General features: G+C 52.7%; 15 protein-coding genes and 2 tRNA genes. 11 read left to right on the plus strand and 6 right to left on the minus strand.

Features of this window, described 5'->3' with window-relative positions; genetic code table 11:
* Positions 1 to 264: 264 nt before the first annotated feature.
* From ACTNE6_RS04305 to ACTNE6_RS04320, 4 genes are all read left to right on the plus strand, one after another.
* Positions 265 to 903, plus strand: a complete 639-nt coding sequence (locus ACTNE6_RS04305) for a DUF4126 domain-containing protein (RefSeq protein ID WP_194970298.1) — start codon at positions 265 to 267, stop codon at positions 901 to 903.
* Positions 904 to 965: 62 nt separating this feature from the next.
* A tRNA-Phe gene (locus ACTNE6_RS04310) sits at positions 966 to 1,041 on the plus strand.
* 41 nt (positions 1,042 to 1,082) lie between these two features.
* A tRNA-Phe gene (locus ACTNE6_RS04315) sits at positions 1,083 to 1,158 on the plus strand.
* A gap of 256 nt (positions 1,159 to 1,414) precedes the next feature.
* Positions 1,415 to 1,798: a hypothetical protein gene (locus tag ACTNE6_RS04320; protein ID WP_194970299.1), complete on the plus strand. Its 384-nt coding sequence runs from the start codon at positions 1,415 to 1,417 to the stop codon at positions 1,796 to 1,798.
* Between the two features lie 132 nt (positions 1,799 to 1,930).
* Here ACTNE6_RS04320 and ACTNE6_RS04325 read toward each other — a convergent pair whose 3' ends face one another.
* Positions 1,931 to 2,074 (minus strand): hypothetical protein, encoded by a 144-nt coding sequence (locus ACTNE6_RS04325; protein WP_194970300.1) that lies wholly within the window; start codon positions 2,072 to 2,074, stop codon positions 1,931 to 1,933.
* Positions 2,075 to 2,437: 363 nt separating this feature from the next.
* Here ACTNE6_RS04325 and ACTNE6_RS04330 point away from each other — a divergent pair, with 363 nt between their 5' ends.
* Genes ACTNE6_RS04330 through dnaQ form a run of 3 tightly spaced genes read left to right on the plus strand, consistent with a single transcriptional unit; the run spans position 2,438 to position 5,340 of the window.
* The gene (locus ACTNE6_RS04330; RefSeq protein ID WP_442498720.1) at positions 2,438 to 4,084 is read left to right on the plus strand and encodes a multicopper oxidase family protein; all 1,647 of its coding nucleotides are present in this window, start codon (positions 2,438 to 2,440) and stop codon (positions 4,082 to 4,084) included.
* Positions 4,085 to 4,139: 55 nt separating this feature from the next.
* The gene (locus ACTNE6_RS04335; protein WP_442498721.1) at positions 4,140 to 4,601 is read left to right on the plus strand and encodes a universal stress protein; all 462 of its coding nucleotides are present in this window, start codon (positions 4,140 to 4,142) and stop codon (positions 4,599 to 4,601) included.
* Between the two features lie 16 nt (positions 4,602 to 4,617).
* Entirely contained in the window at positions 4,618 to 5,340 is a 723-nt protein-coding gene (dnaQ, locus tag ACTNE6_RS04340; RefSeq protein ID WP_442498722.1) for a DNA polymerase III subunit epsilon, read from the plus strand.
* Between the two features lie 49 nt (positions 5,341 to 5,389).
* Here the strand turns inward: dnaQ and ACTNE6_RS04345 are convergent, their stop codons facing one another.
* Complete coding sequence (locus ACTNE6_RS04345) at positions 5,390 to 7,159, minus strand: DEAD/DEAH box helicase (protein ID WP_442498723.1); 1,770 nt, start codon at positions 7,157 to 7,159, stop codon at positions 5,390 to 5,392.
* Between the two features lie 117 nt (positions 7,160 to 7,276).
* On the opposite strand from ACTNE6_RS04345, the gene ACTNE6_RS04350 reads away from it, so the two are divergent.
* The 4 genes from ACTNE6_RS04350 (at position 7,277) to purL (ending at position 13,377) form a co-directional block, all read left to right on the plus strand.
* Positions 7,277 to 7,720 (plus strand): YaiI/YqxD family protein, encoded by a 444-nt coding sequence (locus ACTNE6_RS04350; RefSeq protein ID WP_442498724.1) that lies wholly within the window; start codon positions 7,277 to 7,279, stop codon positions 7,718 to 7,720.
* Positions 7,721 to 7,818: 98 nt separating this feature from the next.
* The gene (gene dapA / locus ACTNE6_RS04355; protein ID WP_442498725.1) at positions 7,819 to 8,694 is read left to right on the plus strand and encodes a 4-hydroxy-tetrahydrodipicolinate synthase; all 876 of its coding nucleotides are present in this window, start codon (positions 7,819 to 7,821) and stop codon (positions 8,692 to 8,694) included.
* A 4-nt stretch (positions 8,695 to 8,698) separates the two neighbouring features.
* Positions 8,699 to 9,358 carry an outer membrane protein assembly factor BamC gene (gene bamC, locus ACTNE6_RS04360; protein WP_442498726.1) on the plus strand — a complete coding sequence of 220 codons (660 nt, stop codon included), beginning with the start codon at positions 8,699 to 8,701 and terminating at the stop codon, positions 9,356 to 9,358.
* Positions 9,359 to 9,492: 134 nt separating this feature from the next.
* On the plus strand, positions 9,493 to 13,377 hold the full coding sequence (gene purL / locus ACTNE6_RS04365) for a phosphoribosylformylglycinamidine synthase (RefSeq protein ID WP_442498727.1): 3,885 nt from the start codon (positions 9,493 to 9,495) through the stop codon (positions 13,375 to 13,377).
* A gap of 115 nt (positions 13,378 to 13,492) precedes the next feature.
* Here purL and ACTNE6_RS04370 read toward each other — a convergent pair whose 3' ends face one another.
* From ACTNE6_RS04370 to ACTNE6_RS04385, 4 genes are all read right to left on the minus strand, one after another.
* Positions 13,493 to 13,864 (minus strand): calcium-binding protein, encoded by a 372-nt coding sequence (locus tag ACTNE6_RS04370; RefSeq protein ID WP_442498728.1) that lies wholly within the window; start codon positions 13,862 to 13,864, stop codon positions 13,493 to 13,495.
* Between the two features lie 90 nt (positions 13,865 to 13,954).
* Positions 13,955 to 14,434, minus strand: coding sequence for a YiiD C-terminal domain-containing protein (locus tag ACTNE6_RS04375; RefSeq protein WP_331816063.1), 480 nt, complete (start codon positions 14,432 to 14,434; stop codon positions 13,955 to 13,957).
* 33 nt (positions 14,435 to 14,467) lie between these two features.
* Complete coding sequence (locus tag ACTNE6_RS04380) at positions 14,468 to 15,130, minus strand: DJ-1/PfpI family protein (RefSeq protein WP_442498729.1); 663 nt, start codon at positions 15,128 to 15,130, stop codon at positions 14,468 to 14,470.
* Positions 15,131 to 15,558: 428 nt separating this feature from the next.
* A complete protein-coding gene (locus ACTNE6_RS04385) occupies positions 15,559 to 16,323 on the minus strand; it encodes a hypothetical protein (RefSeq protein WP_442498730.1) in 765 nt (254 codons plus the stop codon).
* Positions 16,324 to 16,732 lie beyond the last annotated feature (409 nt).

The following is a 16,732-nucleotide window of genomic DNA, read 5'->3' on the forward strand; positions in this document are numbered from 1 at the left end:
CAAAGTTACGAATATGATTACGCCAATTCTACATGGTCTGGATTTAAATGTGGTAGAAAATAAAACAATTAACTATCGAACGACAGCTTTATAACTGATGTTACGCCGTTGTAGGGTCGAATTCATTCGCACCTACACGGCATCGCAGTAGAACAGAACAGCGATCGATTCGTGCGGAACATCAATTCTTAAGATTTCTGCGTTAATTGGAAGTTCAGCAAAATAGGCTATGCTGAATGCATTTTTTAACAAAAAGGGCACTTTATGGAAGCGCTGGATCAAATTTCAACGACGCTGGCATTAACAATGGGACTGGCCTGGGCCAGCGGCATTAACCTTTACGCGACGCTGTTCATGCTGGGGTATCTTGCCAACACCGGCAATCTGAATTTGCCGCCGGATTTACAAGTGGTCGCAAACCCGATGGTGATGGGGGCGGCCGGGGTCATGTATTGCATTGAGTTTTTCGCCGATAAAATACCTGGTGTGGATACAGGCTGGGATACGCTGCATACGTTTATCCGCATTCCTGCCGGCGCAATGCTGGCGGCCGGCGCTGTCGGCGATCTGAATCCTGCGGTTGAATTGGCGGCGGCAATAATGGGCGGCGGTCTGGCCGCCGGCACGCATGCAACCAAGGCCGGCACGCGTGTACTGATCAATACTTCGCCGGAGCCCTTCAGCAACTGGCTCGCATCCGTTGGCGAAGATATTGCCGTTATTGGCGGGGTTTGGGCCTCTGTCAATCATCCGGTGCTGTTTTTGATAGCATTGGTATTGTTTGTCCTGCTGATGATCTGGCTGTTGCCGCGGATATGGGCGGGCATAAAAAAAGTATTTCGCTTTATTATCAAATTGTTCCGAAAGGAAGAAAGCCCGCTGAACGCAAATTCGTCGGAATGAAATCATTTTTTTATTGACGGGTCTAAGATAATCGGGTTTAATAGCGCTCTTTTTGTAGTGCCGCCCAGGTAGCTCAGTCGGTAGAGCAGAGGACTGAAAATCCTCGTGTCGACGGTTCGATTCCGCCCCTGGGCACCATTACAAAAAATCAACAAGAAAAACAGCATCACCTCAAGAAAGCCCAGGTAGCTCAGTCGGTAGAGCAGAGGACTGAAAATCCTCGTGTCGACGGTTCGATTCCGCCCCTGGGCACCATGAATTCCAAAGGCTCCGATTTATCGGGGCCTTTTTTGTTTTGGCCTGCTCGTCAGCAGGACTCCTCCATAACAAACTCGCAGCCCGCATTAAAAAAGTCCCGATAAAACCAACCCACATTTTCAATGTGTTTCTACAATGAAAATGTGTTCAGCTAGTGTTAAGAAACAAATTCTAGAATTGCACTAAAATAATTAAAAAAGCTTAACGGTATCTTCCGACTAGGTTTTACTGAATCACAATAAAGAGGGATACAATGAAAAAATTATTCATCCTGACGCAATTGACTTTGGTAATGGCTGGATATTCTTCTTTCGCATCTGCTGATGGTCATCACCATCATCACCATGGGCATCACCATCATGGCTGGGATTATCATCCGCATGCAGAGGTTTATCATTATTACCCCCAGCGCGAAATTGTTCATCATTACTATGCGCAGCCTGAGGTTCATCATTACTATCCTCAACCGCCGGTTAATTACTATCCGGCACCTTATCCTGCCTATGATCAGCGTACCGGGGCAGGGCTGGTCGGCGGCGTCTTAGGCAGCGCTTTGGGCTATGAGATCGGCCAAGGCGATCCGGTTGCAGCCGGTTTAGGCGCAGCCGCTGGCTCTTACATCGGCAATCGGCATTAATTTGACGAGATCGTGATAAAAAAGGCTCCCGGTGCTTACACCGGGAGCTTCTTCAAACAAAATGACGGGATAAAGTCATTGTTTTGCTGTTTCGCATCGAAATAAAACTTAGCCAGCTGTGCAGCTGCAGCATTACTGTTCATAATGCATGACGTTGCTGGCAATAGCTGCGGATGCAAATAGTACGGTCGAAATAATAAATTCGCCTGAAATAAAGCCAAGAATACCGCTGATGAAGATCAGGCCGATCAGAATATCTTTTTGAAAATTATTCATATCAATATCCTCATGGTTTTAAATCTGTCGTTTGAATTGCAATTAAAACTATACGGATATTTCCTGTATTAACAATGCCTGAAAAATTAGATAACTTGTTTCTTTAATTGAAATAGTCGCTTGTTAATCAAGAGCTTGTCATTCAAGTGGCGTCGTAATTGTCAGGCAATCATTACCTGAAGTACGGCAAGGACTAGCTTTGCTAAGATAGCGACAGTCGCATCGCCTTAGGCTTCTCCAGGTTTTCCACATTTAAATCAAACGATGGCAAAAGCAGAAGCTGAGAATCTGCTTTACATGCAGGAGTTTGTGTATTAAAAGATTCTCATAAACTTATTTTGCTCAATAGTGGGGAGTATGCAAATGCCAAGCATGATTAATATTCAACGCCGCAGATTGTTGAAATTTACTGGACTGACGGCTGCAATGGCCGCAGCTTACCCGTTTTTATCATATGCGGAAGGCATGATAGGGATGGGCAATCAGGCATCAAGCGATTTTGATCCGGATGTGGAGATTGAATTAAAGCAGGAAGTTGTCGATATCCCAATTTTCAGAGGGTCTGAAACGCGGGTCTGGAAAGTTTTCGGCAAAGTCCTGAGAGGCCCTGAAACCGCTATAGTTAATCATGCCGAGAGCTATATCGCGCCGACCATACAGTTGCAAAAAGGGCAGAAAGTCAGGATTATCCTGAAGAACAATTTGCCGGCACAATCCATTTTGCACTGGCATGGTTTACATGTTCCTTCCAAAATGGACGGCAATCCCATGTATGCCATTAATCAGGGTCAGACATTCGTTTATGAGTTCAAAGTCCTGAATCGTGCCGGATTTTATTGGTACCACGCTCATACGCACGGCGTCACTGCCAAGCAGGTCTATTCGGGCCTGGCAGGGCTCTTTATCGTCAGTGATGAGGAAGAACAGGCTTTGGATCTGCCTAAGGGCGAATACGATGTGGCCCTGGCTATTCAGGACCGCACTTTCGATGACCAAAACCAGTTGTATTATAACAATCACATGATGCAGCGCATGCAAGGATTTCTGGGTAATCAGATCGTGGTCAATGGTCAGCCCGATTATGTCTTGCCGGTTGCCAGTCGGGCTTATCGTCTGAGATTGTTGAACGGTTCCAACTCGCGTATTTATAAGCTGGCCTGGGATGACGGTACGCCTATAACCGTCATTGGTGTCGATGGCGGTCTGCTGGAGCACCCGGAACGTCGCGCCTATATCATGCTGGCCCCAGGCGAGCGGCGCGAGATTTGGATGGATTTTAGCGGTAAAGCGGTAGGGACCGAATTGACTTTGCGCAGTCTTTCGTTTGATGGCTCTATGTCCGGCGGCATGATGGGAGGCATGCATGGCGGTATGGGCATGGGCATGATGGGAAGAATGCGTGGCAGGATGATGGGAGGCATGCATGGCGGCATGATGTCCGGCGGCGACTTGCCTTTAGGCGGTGATTATGCCGTATTGAAGGTCAGGGTTTCCAAACAGGTACAGGCGCAGGACAAACTGCCTGAGCGCTTGTCCGCTATAAAACCATTGCGCTTGCAGGATGCGGCCAATGCCGACAGCCCTAGAAATATCCTGTTGTCCATGAGACATATGTCCGCTTTGCTGAATGGCCGCTCTTACGCAATGGATGATATTCGGGACGATGAGATTATTCCGGTTAATACCCTGCAGGCTATCGCATTCGATAATGGGTTTAGTGGTAGCATGGGTATGGGCGGCATGATGATGTCAATGCCCCATCCCATGCATATGCATGGCGAGCAATTTCAGGTGCTGAAGCGTGAAATTGATCCGCGCTTTAGAGCGGGATATGAGACTGTCGAGGCGGGCTTTGTTGACAGCGGCTGGAAAGATACCATACTGGTCATGCCGGGGGAGAAGGTTACGGTTCTGAAGCCGTTCAACGATTATAAGGGTGTGTTCATGTATCATTGCCATAATCTTGAGCATGAGGATATGGGCATGATGCGGGATTTCCTCGTTAAATAGGCTGATCGGCGATATTGGGCTTTTTGGACTGAATTTTAAAGAATCAGAGGCAGTCATGGGTGATTACCAGCATATTTTATTGGCCGTGGATTATTCCGGGCATGACGGGACGGTAGCTCGAAAAGCCAGGGCATTGGCAAGAAAATACCGGGCCCGGTTGAGCATTATTCATGTGTTGGATAATATTCCCATGCCTGATATGCCTTATGGCACCGTGATCCTGCTGGATCAGGATTCTGGCTATGATTTGCTGGAGGCGGAGAAATCCCGCCTGATTCAAATAGCGGATGAGGCAGGCGTTGAGCAGGCTAACCGATGGCTGGTCTGGGGCGTGCCTCATCAGGAGATCGTAGCGGCTGCCGAGCGCGAGAAAGCCGATCTTATTGTGCTGGGGTCGCACGGCCGGCATGGCCTGGCGTTGTTGTTGGGTTCAACGGCCAATAGTGTTCTGCATGAAGCCAATTGCGATGTCATGGCGGTGCGTCTGCAGGATAGTGAGTCCAAACGTTTTATTTAAATTTTGAAGAGTAGAAATGACAAGGCCGAAAATCAGGCAAGTAGTCCTCGATACCGAAACCACGGGTCTTAATCCTCAGGAAGGGCACAGAATCATTGAAATCGGTTGCGTGGAGCTGGTCAATCGCCGGTTAACGCAGAACCGGTTTCATGTTTATATCAATCCCGACCGCATCATTGATCAGGGCGCCATCGAGGTGCATGGCATTACCAATGAATTTTTAGAGGATAAGCCGCGTTTTGAGGATATTTTTGAAGATTTTATCGCGTTTATCCGCGGCGCCGAGCTGATCATTCATAATGCGCCGTTCGATGTCGGGTTTATCAATCATGAATTTTCGCTGCTCAATAACGGAACCGGCAGCGTCGCCGACTACAGCGAGGTGTTCGATACCCTGACCTATGCCCGCAAGAAGCACCCAGGGCAGAGAAACAGCCTGGATGCGCTTTGTAAACGCTATGGTATCGATAACAGCCACCGCGATCTGCACGGCGCGTTGTTAGATGCCGAGATTCTGGCTGATGTATTCCTGGTCATGACCGGCGGTCAGTTTTCCTTGCTTGATGAAGATCTGGCGGAACAGGAAGAAGTTGGCATGAGCAAGGTGGTCAGTGCTTTGTCCGTTGACCGCCCCGCACTGAAAATTATTCGCTGTGATGAAGAAGAGCTGCAGGCGCATCAGCAGCGCCTGGAAGCTATCGATAAAGCCAGCGGCGGCGCCTGTATCTGGAATCAGTAAGATTATGCGGGTCGAAGGGCGACCGGTTAGTCGCCCTTAGTGTTTTTTATCAATCAGTGGCTTTTGACTTGGCGCGCTTGGATGTGGAACTCATCCGTTTTTTGCTTTTTGCCGCTTTTTTAGCGTCATCGTCCGTTTTTTCGGACCCCGGCCCAACTCTTGATATATTCAGCGGTTGGCCTACCACCCGAACTTTCTTCAGTTCCTGAAACAATGCCTTGGGCATGCCTGTGGGCAGTTCCACCATGCTGTAATCGTCTTCAATTTTAATGCGTGCGATATGCTCGCCGTCAAGGCCAGTTTCGTTGGCTATGGCGCCGACAATATTGCCGGGTTTTACACCGTGTTTGTGGCCGACTTCGATGCGGAACAATTCCATTTCGATGTCTGCGCTGCCGCGTCTTGATTTGCGCTCTCTTGGCGCCCGTTCTTCCTTGGATGATCGTTCCGATCTGGACGGCTTTTCTTCTCTGCTTTCTTTGGTCTTTTTAGGCGGCTGCATCAACAGTGGCGTATCGCCTTGCACCATTTTAGCCAGAGCGGCGGCTATTTCGAGCGCCGAGACGTTATGTTCCTGCTGGTATTGCTCCAGCAATTGGCTGAAAAAGCTGAGCTCTTCCGCCGCCAGCGTATCGGTAATATTCTGTTTGAAGCGGGCGATGCGTTTGTTGTTGATGATTTCGGTCGAAGGCAGGCCCATCTCTTCAACTTTTTGCTTGGTCGCTTTTTCTATGTTGGCGAGCAGCTTTTTTTCCCGCGGCGCGATAAACAGAATGGCATCGCCGGTGCGTCCCGCGCGGCCGGTTCTGCCGATGCGGTGAACATAGGATTCGGTATCGTACGGGATGTCATAGTTGACGACGTGCGTGATGCGATCTACGTCCAGGCCGCGAGCCGCCACGTCTGTAGCAATTAAAATGTCCAGTTTGCCGTTTTTCAGGTTGGCAATTGTACGTTCGCGCAGGGCCTGCGACATGTCGCCGTTGATGGCGGCGGCGGAAAAGCCGCGCGCCTCCAGTTTCTCGGCCAATTCAACGGTTGCGGTTTTGGTTCTGACGAAGATAATCATGCCGTCGAAGGTTTCGACTTCCAGGATGCGCGTCAACGCGTCCAGTTTGTGCACGCCGCTGACCATCCAGTAGCGTTGCCGTATGTTCTCAGCCGAGGTGGTCGTGACTTTGATGGTGACTTGGACCGGGTCAACCAGATATTCCTGCGCGATCTTGCGAATGGCCGGCGGCATGGTCGCCGAGAACAAGGCAATCTGCCGCTCTTCAGGGATCTCCCCAAGTATCCATTCCACGTCATCGATAAAGCCCATGCGCAGCATTTCGTCGGCCTCGTCAAGCACCAGATAACTTAAGCCGTCCAGTTTCAGCGTACCTTTGCGCATGTGGTCCATGACTCGGCCCGGCGTGCCGACTACGATATGGGCGCCGCGTTTGAGTTGGCGAAGCTGAGAGCTGTAATCCTGCCCGCCGTAAATGGGCAATACATGGAAGCCTTTCAAATGTGCGGCATAACGCTGAAATGCTTCCGCCACCTGGATGGCCAGTTCGCGTGTCGGCGCCAGCACCAGGACTTGCGGGTCTTTTTGCTTGAGATCCAGGCGTGACAGGATAGGCAGCGCGAAGGCTGCGGTTTTGCCGGTGCCTGTTTGCGCCTGGCCCAGTACGTCTCTGCCTGCCAGCAAATGCGGGATAGTTTGTGCCTGAATCGGCGAAGGTGTTTCATAACCGACATCATCCAGTGCGCGTAGCACCGGTTCGCTCAGCGCTAAGTCACGGAAAGAGGGTAATGTTGAAACATCGTTGGACATGGATTTACCTGTAGGAGCAAAGAAGGCGCGTGCGCGCTGAGAAATGTTTGTTTAACTGAACATTATACCGCATTATAGTGGTATTTGCATAAATTGATCGGAGCTTAAAGGACGGATATGAGAATTTGGGTGGATGCGGACGCATGTCCTAATGTGATCAAGGATATCCTGTTTCGCGTGGCCGAACGCAGACAGCTTGCGCTTATTCTTGTCGCCAATCACTTTCTGGCTGTGCCACCGTCACGAGTGATTCGCTCGGTGCAGGTGCCGGGCGGCTTTGATGCGGCTGATCGTTATATAGTCCAGCACTTACAGGAAAGCGATCTGGTGATTACTGCCGATATCCCGCTGGCTGCCGATGTCATAGCGAAAAATGCCCATGCCCTTAATCCGCGCGGCGAGCTTTATACCAAGAACAACATCAAAGATCGGCTAGCCATGCGCGATCTCATGGATGAGTTGCGCAGTGCCGGCCAAGTATCGGGAGGACCGGCGCCGTTCGGGCAGCGGGACAAGCAGGATTTTGCCAATGCCCTGGACAGATTTCTGGCTAAATATTGAAGTTGCAATGTAATTTGTGCTTACGGGCTGAGTTTTGCTTATTAGCTTGGTATAATGGCGGCAATTTTGTAACAGTTTAATTCTGATCGAGAGAATTCATGATTCAAGGTAGTATCGTAGCTTTAGTAACGCCGATGGATGAAAGCGGTGCGGTAGACAGGGACAGTCTGAAAAAACTGGTGGAATATCATATTGAGCAAGGGACGGATGCGATCGTTGCAGTAGGTACGACAGGCGAGTCGGCGACGCTGGACGAAGATGAGCATTGTGAAGTCATCAAGCTGGTTGTCGATTATGCCGGCGGACGAATCCCCGTTATCGCCGGAACCGGTGCGAACGCGACCACTGAAGCTATTACCCTGACACGCCGGGCCCAGGAAGCCGGCGCCGATGCCTGTCTGCTCGTGACGCCTTATTACAATAAACCGACTCAGGAAGGTTTATATCTGCACCACAAAGCCATCGCCGAAGCCGTCGATATTCCCCAGATTTTATACAACGTGCCGGGCCGCACAGCCTGCGATATGCTGCCTGAAACGGTGGGTCGTCTGTCCCATATCGGAAACATTGTCGGCGTTAAGGAAGCGACCGGCGATCTGTCCCGGGTTAAACAAATCCGCAATTTAACGGGAGATGATTTCGCCCTCTACAGCGGCGACGACGCGACCAGTCGTGAATTCTGCCTGCTGGGCGGCAACGGTACAATCACTGTGACGGGCAACGTGGCTCCCAAGCTGGTCCACGAGATGATTATGGCGGCGATTAAGGGCGATAGTGAAACGGCTTCGGCAATTGACGCCAAGCTGGCGGGCTTGCATAAAGACCTGTTCATTCAATCCAATCCGATTCCGGTCAAATGGGCCGTTGCCGAAATGGGCTTGATGGGCAAAGGCATACGCCTGCCGCTGACCTGGCTGACCGAAGACTGTTTTGCCGCCGTACGCGAGGCGATGCGTCAGGCGGAAGTTATATAAGCCCATGATGAAATCCAGATTAGGCTCGCTCGTTGTTGTTGCGGCTGTGTTGGGCGGTGTGACGGCTTGCTCCACTATTCAAAGTTATTTTCCGGACAAGGAAAAAGATTATCAGTTTACCACGGAAATTCCGCCTCTGAAACTGCCGCCCGATCTGGACAAGAACGCAGCATTAAGCGTTCCTGCTGCGGATTCGGTTGAAGCGTCAGCGCCTGAACAGACTCAGACAACATCCGTTGAGCCTCCGGCGGAAGAAGAGGCCGAGACACCGCGCGTCATTCCGGTTGAACTGGTTAAATTCGAAAGCGGAGCGACCCGCTTACGCATCGGTGCACCGGTCTCAAGAGCCTGGCGCATGGTCGGCAAGGCGCTAAGCCGGAAGTCGGTGGAAGTCATTGAGCGCAATCAGGAAGATGCGCTGTATCGTGTCCAGTATGATCCGGATGAACAGCCTGTAGAAGACGGATCGCTATGGGATGAGGTCGTTTTTATGTTCAAAGGCGTTCAGGCTAATGAGCAGGAATATATTCTCAAACTGGTAGCCAACAACCGGCATTCCGAAGTGGCTGTTCTGGATAAAGACCGGCAACCGATAACCGAAGGCCCGGGTTTGAAATTGTTGACCCTGTTGCAGGAAACTCTGACAGCCGATCAGTCTGAATAAGCCTCGATTGGCATTGCGCCGAGTGCATATGCGCAAAAAATTTGTCTATACAAAAGCTCCCAAGCGCACTTGCAAAGCCGGGCAGCTGGAGCCGCCCCAAAGATTATTTTTTTAATTCTTCACTCTTATTTCCTATGTTAAAAATCCCCGGAACTTCTGCTCTTTCTGACTTTCGCGTTCAAAAACTGCTGGCTGAACTGCAGGCAATCGAATCAACGGTCAAGACAGTCTCGGCGAGGTTTGTGCACTTCGTCGACCTGGAAAATGATCTGAATGACAGCCAGAAAGCAGTATTGGATCAGCTGCTGTCCTATGGTTCTTCTCTACCGGCTGAGATTGGTGGAACTGAGCGTTTGCTGGTTATTCCGCGGTCAGGCACGATTTCGCCCTGGTCCAGCAAGGCGACCGAGATCGCTCAGCGTTGCGGCTTGTCCGCCGTCAACCGTATCGAGCGGGGCATTGAATATGGGCTTGATACCCAGGTGCCTCTTTCTGCTGCTGTCAAGGGACGCCTGGCGGCCTTGCTGCATGACCGCATGACGCAGACTGTGGTATACGGCGAAGCCGAGCCGGATCTGTTTGCCTATCACGAACCTCAACCCTTACTGAGCGTGGCGATCATCGAGCAGGGCCGTGAAGCGCTGGTCAAAGCCAATGTTGAATTGGGTTTGGCGTTATCGGACGATGAAATCGATTACCTGACCGACAGCTTCAAGGCGCTCGGCAGAAACCCGACCGATGTCGAATTGATGATGTTCGCCCAGGCCAACTCGGAGCATTGCCGCCACAAAATCTTCAATGCCGACTGGACCATAGACGGCGTGACGCAGGCGCAGTCGCTGTTCCGCATGATACGCAACACGGCCGAAAAAAGCCCGGCAGGCATCCTGTCGGCCTACAGCGATAACGCGTCGGTGATCGAAGGCCATTCCGCCCAGGTTTTCATTCGCGATGCCCAAACGCATGAATATGCCTATGTCGAAGAAGAGGCGCATGTGCTGATGAAGGTGGAAACGCATAACCACCCTACGGCCATTTCACCGCATCCTGGGGCGGCGACCGGTTCCGGCGGCGAAATCCGGGACGAGGGCGCGACCGGGCGAGGCTCCACGCCGAAAGCCGGCCTGACCGGATTCTCCGTATCGCATCTGAAGGTGCCCGAGTATATCCAGCCCTGGGAAGAAGATAACGGCAAGCCTGACCGCATCGCATCGGCGCTGGACATCATGCTCGAGGGCCCGATCGGCGGCGCGGCCTTCAATAACGAATTCGGCCGGCCCAACCTGGCCGGCTATTTCCGAAGTTTCGAGCAACCTGCGCCGGGCAGTAACGGTAATGAATTCAGGGGCTACCACAAACCGATCATGATCGCGGGCGGGGTGGGCAACATTCGCCCGATGCTGGTCAAGAAACAGCCGATTCCGGCCGGTTCGCTGATCATCATTCTGGGCGGTCCGGCCATGCTGATTGGTCTGGGCGGCGGCGCGGCCTCGTCGCAGGCTTCCGGCGAGAGTTCAGAAACGCTCGATTTCGCCTCCGTGCAGCGCGAGAACCCAGAAATGGAGCGCCGCTGCCAGGAAGTCATCAACCATTGCAATTCCCTGGGTGGCGAGACGCCGATTGTTTCCATCCACGATATCGGCGCGGGCGGTTTGTCCAATGCCGTGCCGGAAATCATCCACGACTGCGAGCGCGGCGGGCGCTTCGAATTGCGCAACGTGCATAATGCCGACAAAGGCATGTCGCCGATGCAGATCTGGTGCAACGAAGCGCAGGAGCGCTATGTCGTCGCCATCAAGCCTGAATCCCTGGAACTGTTCAAGTCCTTTTGCGAACGCGAGCATTGCCTGTACGCGGTTATCGGCGAAGCGACGGATGAAGAGCATTTAGTGCTGAACGATGCCTGGTTCGGCGATAAGCCGGTCGACCTGCCTATGTCGGTACTGTTCGGCAAGCCGCCGAAAATGCACCGTCAGGCGGAGCGTGTGCAGCCGCAATTGAGCGCGCTCGATACGAGCGGCATCGAGCTGAACGAAGCCGTCAGACGTGTGCTGTCGTTTCCGGCCGTCGCCGACAAAAGTTTCCTGATCCATATCGGCGACCGTTCCGTAACCGGTTTGGTGGCACGCGACCAGATGGTTGGCCCCTGGCAGGTGCCGGTCGCCGATGTGGCCGTGACTGCCTCGGGCTTTCATGCCTTGACCGGCGAAGCCATGGCCATGGGCGAGCGTACGCCGATTGCCGTGATTGATGCGCCGGCATCGGGCCGTATGGCGATAGGCGAGGCCTTGACCAATCTGGCCGCAGCCAATATTGATTCGCTGCAGAAAATCAAGCTGTCCGCCAACTGGATGGCGGCGGCAGGTTTCCCTGGGGAAGACGCGGCCTTGTTCGATACCGTCAAGGCGGTCGGCATGGACTTGTGCCCGCAATTGGGCATCGCCATACCGGTAGGCAAGGACTCGCTGTCCATGAAGACGGTCTGGAAAGACCAAGCCGGCGAGAGAACCATGACCTCGCCCTTGTCGCTGATCATCACCGCGTTCGCGCCGGTGTCCGACATCGGCAAGACCTTGACGCCGCAGTTGAGAACTACGCCGGGCGAGCACAGCGTGCTGATCCTGATCGATCTGGGCGCGGGTAGAAACCGCCTGGGTGGCTCGGTGCTGGCGCAGGTTTACAAACAGATCGGCAACGAGTGCCCCGATCTGGACGATCCGGCTTTATTCAAGGCTTTCTTCGATGCGATTCAGGAGCTGAACAGCCAGGATAAGCTGCTGGCCTATCACGACCGCTCCGACGGCGGTTTGCTGGCTACGGTCGCCGAAATGATGTTCGCCGGACGTCTGGGCGTATCGATGACGCTGGACCATCTGGGCGATGATGTCCTGGCGGCGTTGTTCAATGAGGAACTGGGCGCCGTAATACAGGTTCGCCAGAGCGATTGCGAAGAAGTCATCGACCTGCTGCGCGATGCCGGTTTGATAGACTGCACTTACGTTATTGGTAATGTCATTGAAGAACCGCAAATGTCGATCAGCCATGCCGGTAAACTGGTTTATTCGGCCGGCCGCGCCGAAATGCAGGCTGTCTGGTCTGAGCTGAGCTATCGCATGCAGGCCTTGCGCGACAATCCGGACTGCGCGAAGCAACAGTTCGAGCGCATCGCCGACGACCATGATCCGGGCCTGAATGTCTGGTTGACTTTCGATGTCAACGACGATGTCAGCGCGCCTTTTGTGGCTGCTGCACGGCCCAAGGTCGCGATTTTGCGCGAGCAGGGCGTCAACGGCCATGTCGAAATGGCGGCGGCGTTCGACCGCGCCGGCTTCACCAGTATCGACGTGCATATGAGCGATATCATCGAAGGCCGCGTCAGCCTGGCTGAATTCAGAGGCCTTGTGGCCTGCGGCGGTTTCTCCTACGGCGACGTATTGGGCGCGGGCGGCGGCTGGGCCAAATCGATCCTGTTCAACCCGCGTGCGCGTGATGAGTTTGCGGCGTTTTTCCAGCGCCAGGATACGTTCGGCCTGGGTGTCTGCAACGGTTGCCAGATGATGTCGGGATTGAAAGACATTATCCCCGGCGCCGATCACTGGCCGCGCTTCATGCGCAATACCTCCGAGCAATTCGAGGCGCGCGTGGCTTTGGTCGAAGTTAAAAAATCGCCGTCTATTCTGTTTGCCGGCATGGAAGGCTCAAGAATGCCTGTAGTGATTTCGCATGGCGAAGGACGCGCTGAGTTCGCCGCGGACCCTGCCGTGGCCCTGGATACCGGAGCGGTTGCCTTATGCTATGTCGATAATTATGGTGAAGTGACGACCCAGTTCCCGGCCAACCCCAACGGTTCGCCGTTCGGCATCACCGGCCTGACCACGACCGACGGCCGGTTCACCATCATGATGCCGCACCCCGAGCGTTGTTTCAGAACGCTGCAGAATTCATGGCATCCGGATGATTGGCAGGAATACGGCGCGTGGATGCGCATGTTCAGAAATGCCAGGGTTTGGGTTGGTTAGATAATCGACCAGCCAGGATAAGAGTCGTGCAGACTGGAAATCTCGAAGTCTGTGCGGCTTGAGAATTTGCCTGGCTTGGCAGGATGCGGTTCGTATCACACCGCATCCGCCAAGCTCAACCAAACTCGTATCCTCGATCTGCCCAGTAGTGCCAATCACCGACAGCTTCTATTGTGTCCTCATCCGCACTAATCGGTTCAAGTTGCACCAATGGAAGACCCATCGAGCGCCCTTTCCACTTCACCATAACGAACATCTCATGCATACAATCATCCTCAGGCGCCATACTCTCAGCTGCGACCTCCTCACCTTTGCGAAGCGGTGAAATTGAACGCTCTCGTATGCAGCGGGCCTTGAAAGGGAAGGCGATTCTGTCCTGGAGATAGTAGTACCAGCCCATCGCTTGCTCTTCCGGACAGTAAGTGTCAACGATGGCCTCCATCTTGATGCGATGCTCGCGTTCTTCGTCTTTCTTCTGCTTTTCCATTGAACGATACCTCGATTTGAATCGTGAGTTATATGAGTGGAGCGCTCCGAACCTTATAATGTCTGAATTCACCGGCGCTGCACGGCTTTATTACGCAACACCCGGTGAAATGATGGGTTGGGCACCTGTTGCACCGAGCGCCACGAACTCGCCTTCGAATCGCCCCGCTACTTTGCCATCGAAATTCAATACAGAGGTGACTGTGATCCGGGCCTTACCCCGGCGTTTGAGCATGCGAAGAAACTGCCCCCACGCTTCAGCGCTTTCGATGGCAGCCTCAGCGGTGAATGTTCCGTCTATTGGCAACTCATAAGACATCGTGTTCCGTTGGATGACCAGGCGGCTTGCTATGCCTTCGCCGGACAAACGGGTGTGCAGCAGAGACCACGCTGCCAAAATTGCCACGGCGGACGCGCTTCCGCCAAAGACGGTATCACGGTGATTGATGTTCGGCACAAGAGGCGCGCTCAGGATGACGGTTTCAGGTTGTACCTGGATTACGCCGATTTCCATCGCCTTTGAAAGGGGGATGTGGTCGTGAAGATATTTCTCTAACTCACTCGGAGACATGCATTAGTTTCCTTAAGGTGTTCAACGTTGAATTTAGTCGACGCTTGGAGCGTAGCAGAAAGCGGTAGGCTGGAACAACTTGTCCGGTGTCGTCGCAGTAGGTAAATAAGGCTCAATGTTCTTGAGTGCATTGGCGACGAAAGCTTCTTTCTCCCCAACCGGAGCGACGTAATGGAGCGCGGCAGAAGCGGCTTCCAGTCCCTCGGTCCTCGCAATGAGCCAGCCGGCCAAGTAAGATGAAGCAAGGCATCCGCCTGCGGTCGCGATATTGCCATGAGCAAAGAATGGCTGGCCCAGAACCGCAACACCCGCTTCTTGTACCCACGGTTTTGTCGTCAGATCCGTACATGCAGGAACAGCGCCTAGCAACCCAAGCTTGGCCAAAATTAGCGCACCTGAGCATTGCGCGGCAATAAGTTGGCGTTCGGGATGAAGGGAGAGCCGGCCCATCAACTCGGGATTGCTGATAATCTGTCGCGTCTGAGCCCCGCTCCCAACAATAACGATATCAGCCGAGGTGGCATCCTCAAGCATTGACTGCGCATGTACGGTGACACCGTTCATAGATGTAACTTCCGGCTCTGGACAACAGATCGTCACCCGCCAGTCTGGTTTCTTGATGCGATTCAGGATACCGAGAGCAATCAGAGAGTCGAGTTCATTGAAGCCTTGAAATGTCAGAATGGCAATGTGCATTGGTTGATAGTCCTTGTGAATGAGTTATGACAATTAATGTTTGAATTAACCGGTGTGTGCTTTTTACGCGTCCGCATTGAATAAAAAGCTAGAGGGCTGCATCGGTTGAAATGAGTTCAATTCGATTACCAAGCGGACCGGGCCTGAAGCACCGAGTGACTTCAGGAATCGATATATCCTCTGCTTCTGCTCCTGCAGGCATTGCCAGTTGCACGTGGTCGAGACCAATTACTTTCATAACGCTGAGTCTTTGCCCTTATTCTTTCTAACGTAAAGCTAACCGGGCGCGGCACGGCAAGCTGAAAAAACATCCCCCCTTATAGCCGCGCTTCGGTTGAGAGCAATGTCAGGTTGGATAAGTGATTCCAAGACTTGCCCCCGTGCTTTTTGTATTGAGTTGGACGGAGATGGAATTTGTCATTCGTAACTCACTCGAGCCTACTGTGGCCGCTATAAAAACGCTTCCAGCAAGCTAGGCAACCACAAAATATGCCGCTCACTACAAGAAACGCCAGAAGTAAAACATAGACTAACTCGACATCTGCTGAACCCTCAGCGGATTGCACACCTAGCCAATCAATGACAGCGTTACCGATGTTTCTCAGTGGGGACGGAAAACTATTCTGTCCTATCTCGTGACTCAACTGCGAAAATGCATAGGCCCGGACCAGCGAAGGAACGTGCAGGATGTGTTTCAATCCTTCCTTTTCATCGAAATCGGAAGCCACCTCGACGTAAACCCGACCGTCCTCGAATTCCCTAGTCTTGCCATCTTCGTATACCCTCAAATGACAGTAATCTCCTCCGAGCACCATCACTGATTTCGAATGGATTACGCGCCCGAGGATCCACCACAGATTTTCCGGGCACAGCTGGATTTCCCGTTCTTCAATTCCCCCTCGCCCGATCAGAGCAACTGGACGATCACTATGCGGGAATAGCTTCTTCGCCAGCGCGACCTTATCCGCCCGCTCAATGAGTTTACGAAGGATAAAGCAATACTCGTGCAATCCATCGATTACCTCAACCGTGAACTCGAGATCGAGCGACTGAAAAGAGAACAGATCATCTTCGATGGCATTCCGCCCGGCCACGAATCGATTTCTGTCAAAGCAGGAGAGAGCAAGCAATCTAGTGCCAGCATCGACTGCCTTTACGTGCCAACGCGCGATCAGCGCAACCTGTTTCGTCATGACCACTAGGCTCCGAGCGTATAACGCCATGCTCAGCTGCCATTTGCCGCGGGGATTTTTTGGGGGATAATAGCGAAGCGGCCCCAAAAAAGCCCCGCGGCAAATGGTCAGCTGGAGCTATTTGTGTACGCCCAGCATGGGCATGAACTTATGAGGTGAAAGTCCTCTGTTGGAAAATCACCGTCAGAATCCCGTGTTGGTAGTATGACGTTAACAACTAGCGAATGGCAACTGCAACGCCGCGAGGTTTTGTGGGAAGGAAGCCGGACGCAAAGCTGCGGACTGATGAACAAAAACATCATATAAGGCGTAGTCTGGAGGCGAGTTGGCACAAGACAACGAAGCCGCGTGATTTAACGGACACCGTAAATGATGCAGTGGTGCAGTGACAGTTCATGTTCTTATCTGG

The organism is Methylobacter sp. sgz302048, assembly GCF_052162025.1.
Taxonomy (GTDB): Bacteria; Pseudomonadota; Gammaproteobacteria; order Methylococcales; family Methylomonadaceae; genus Methylobacter.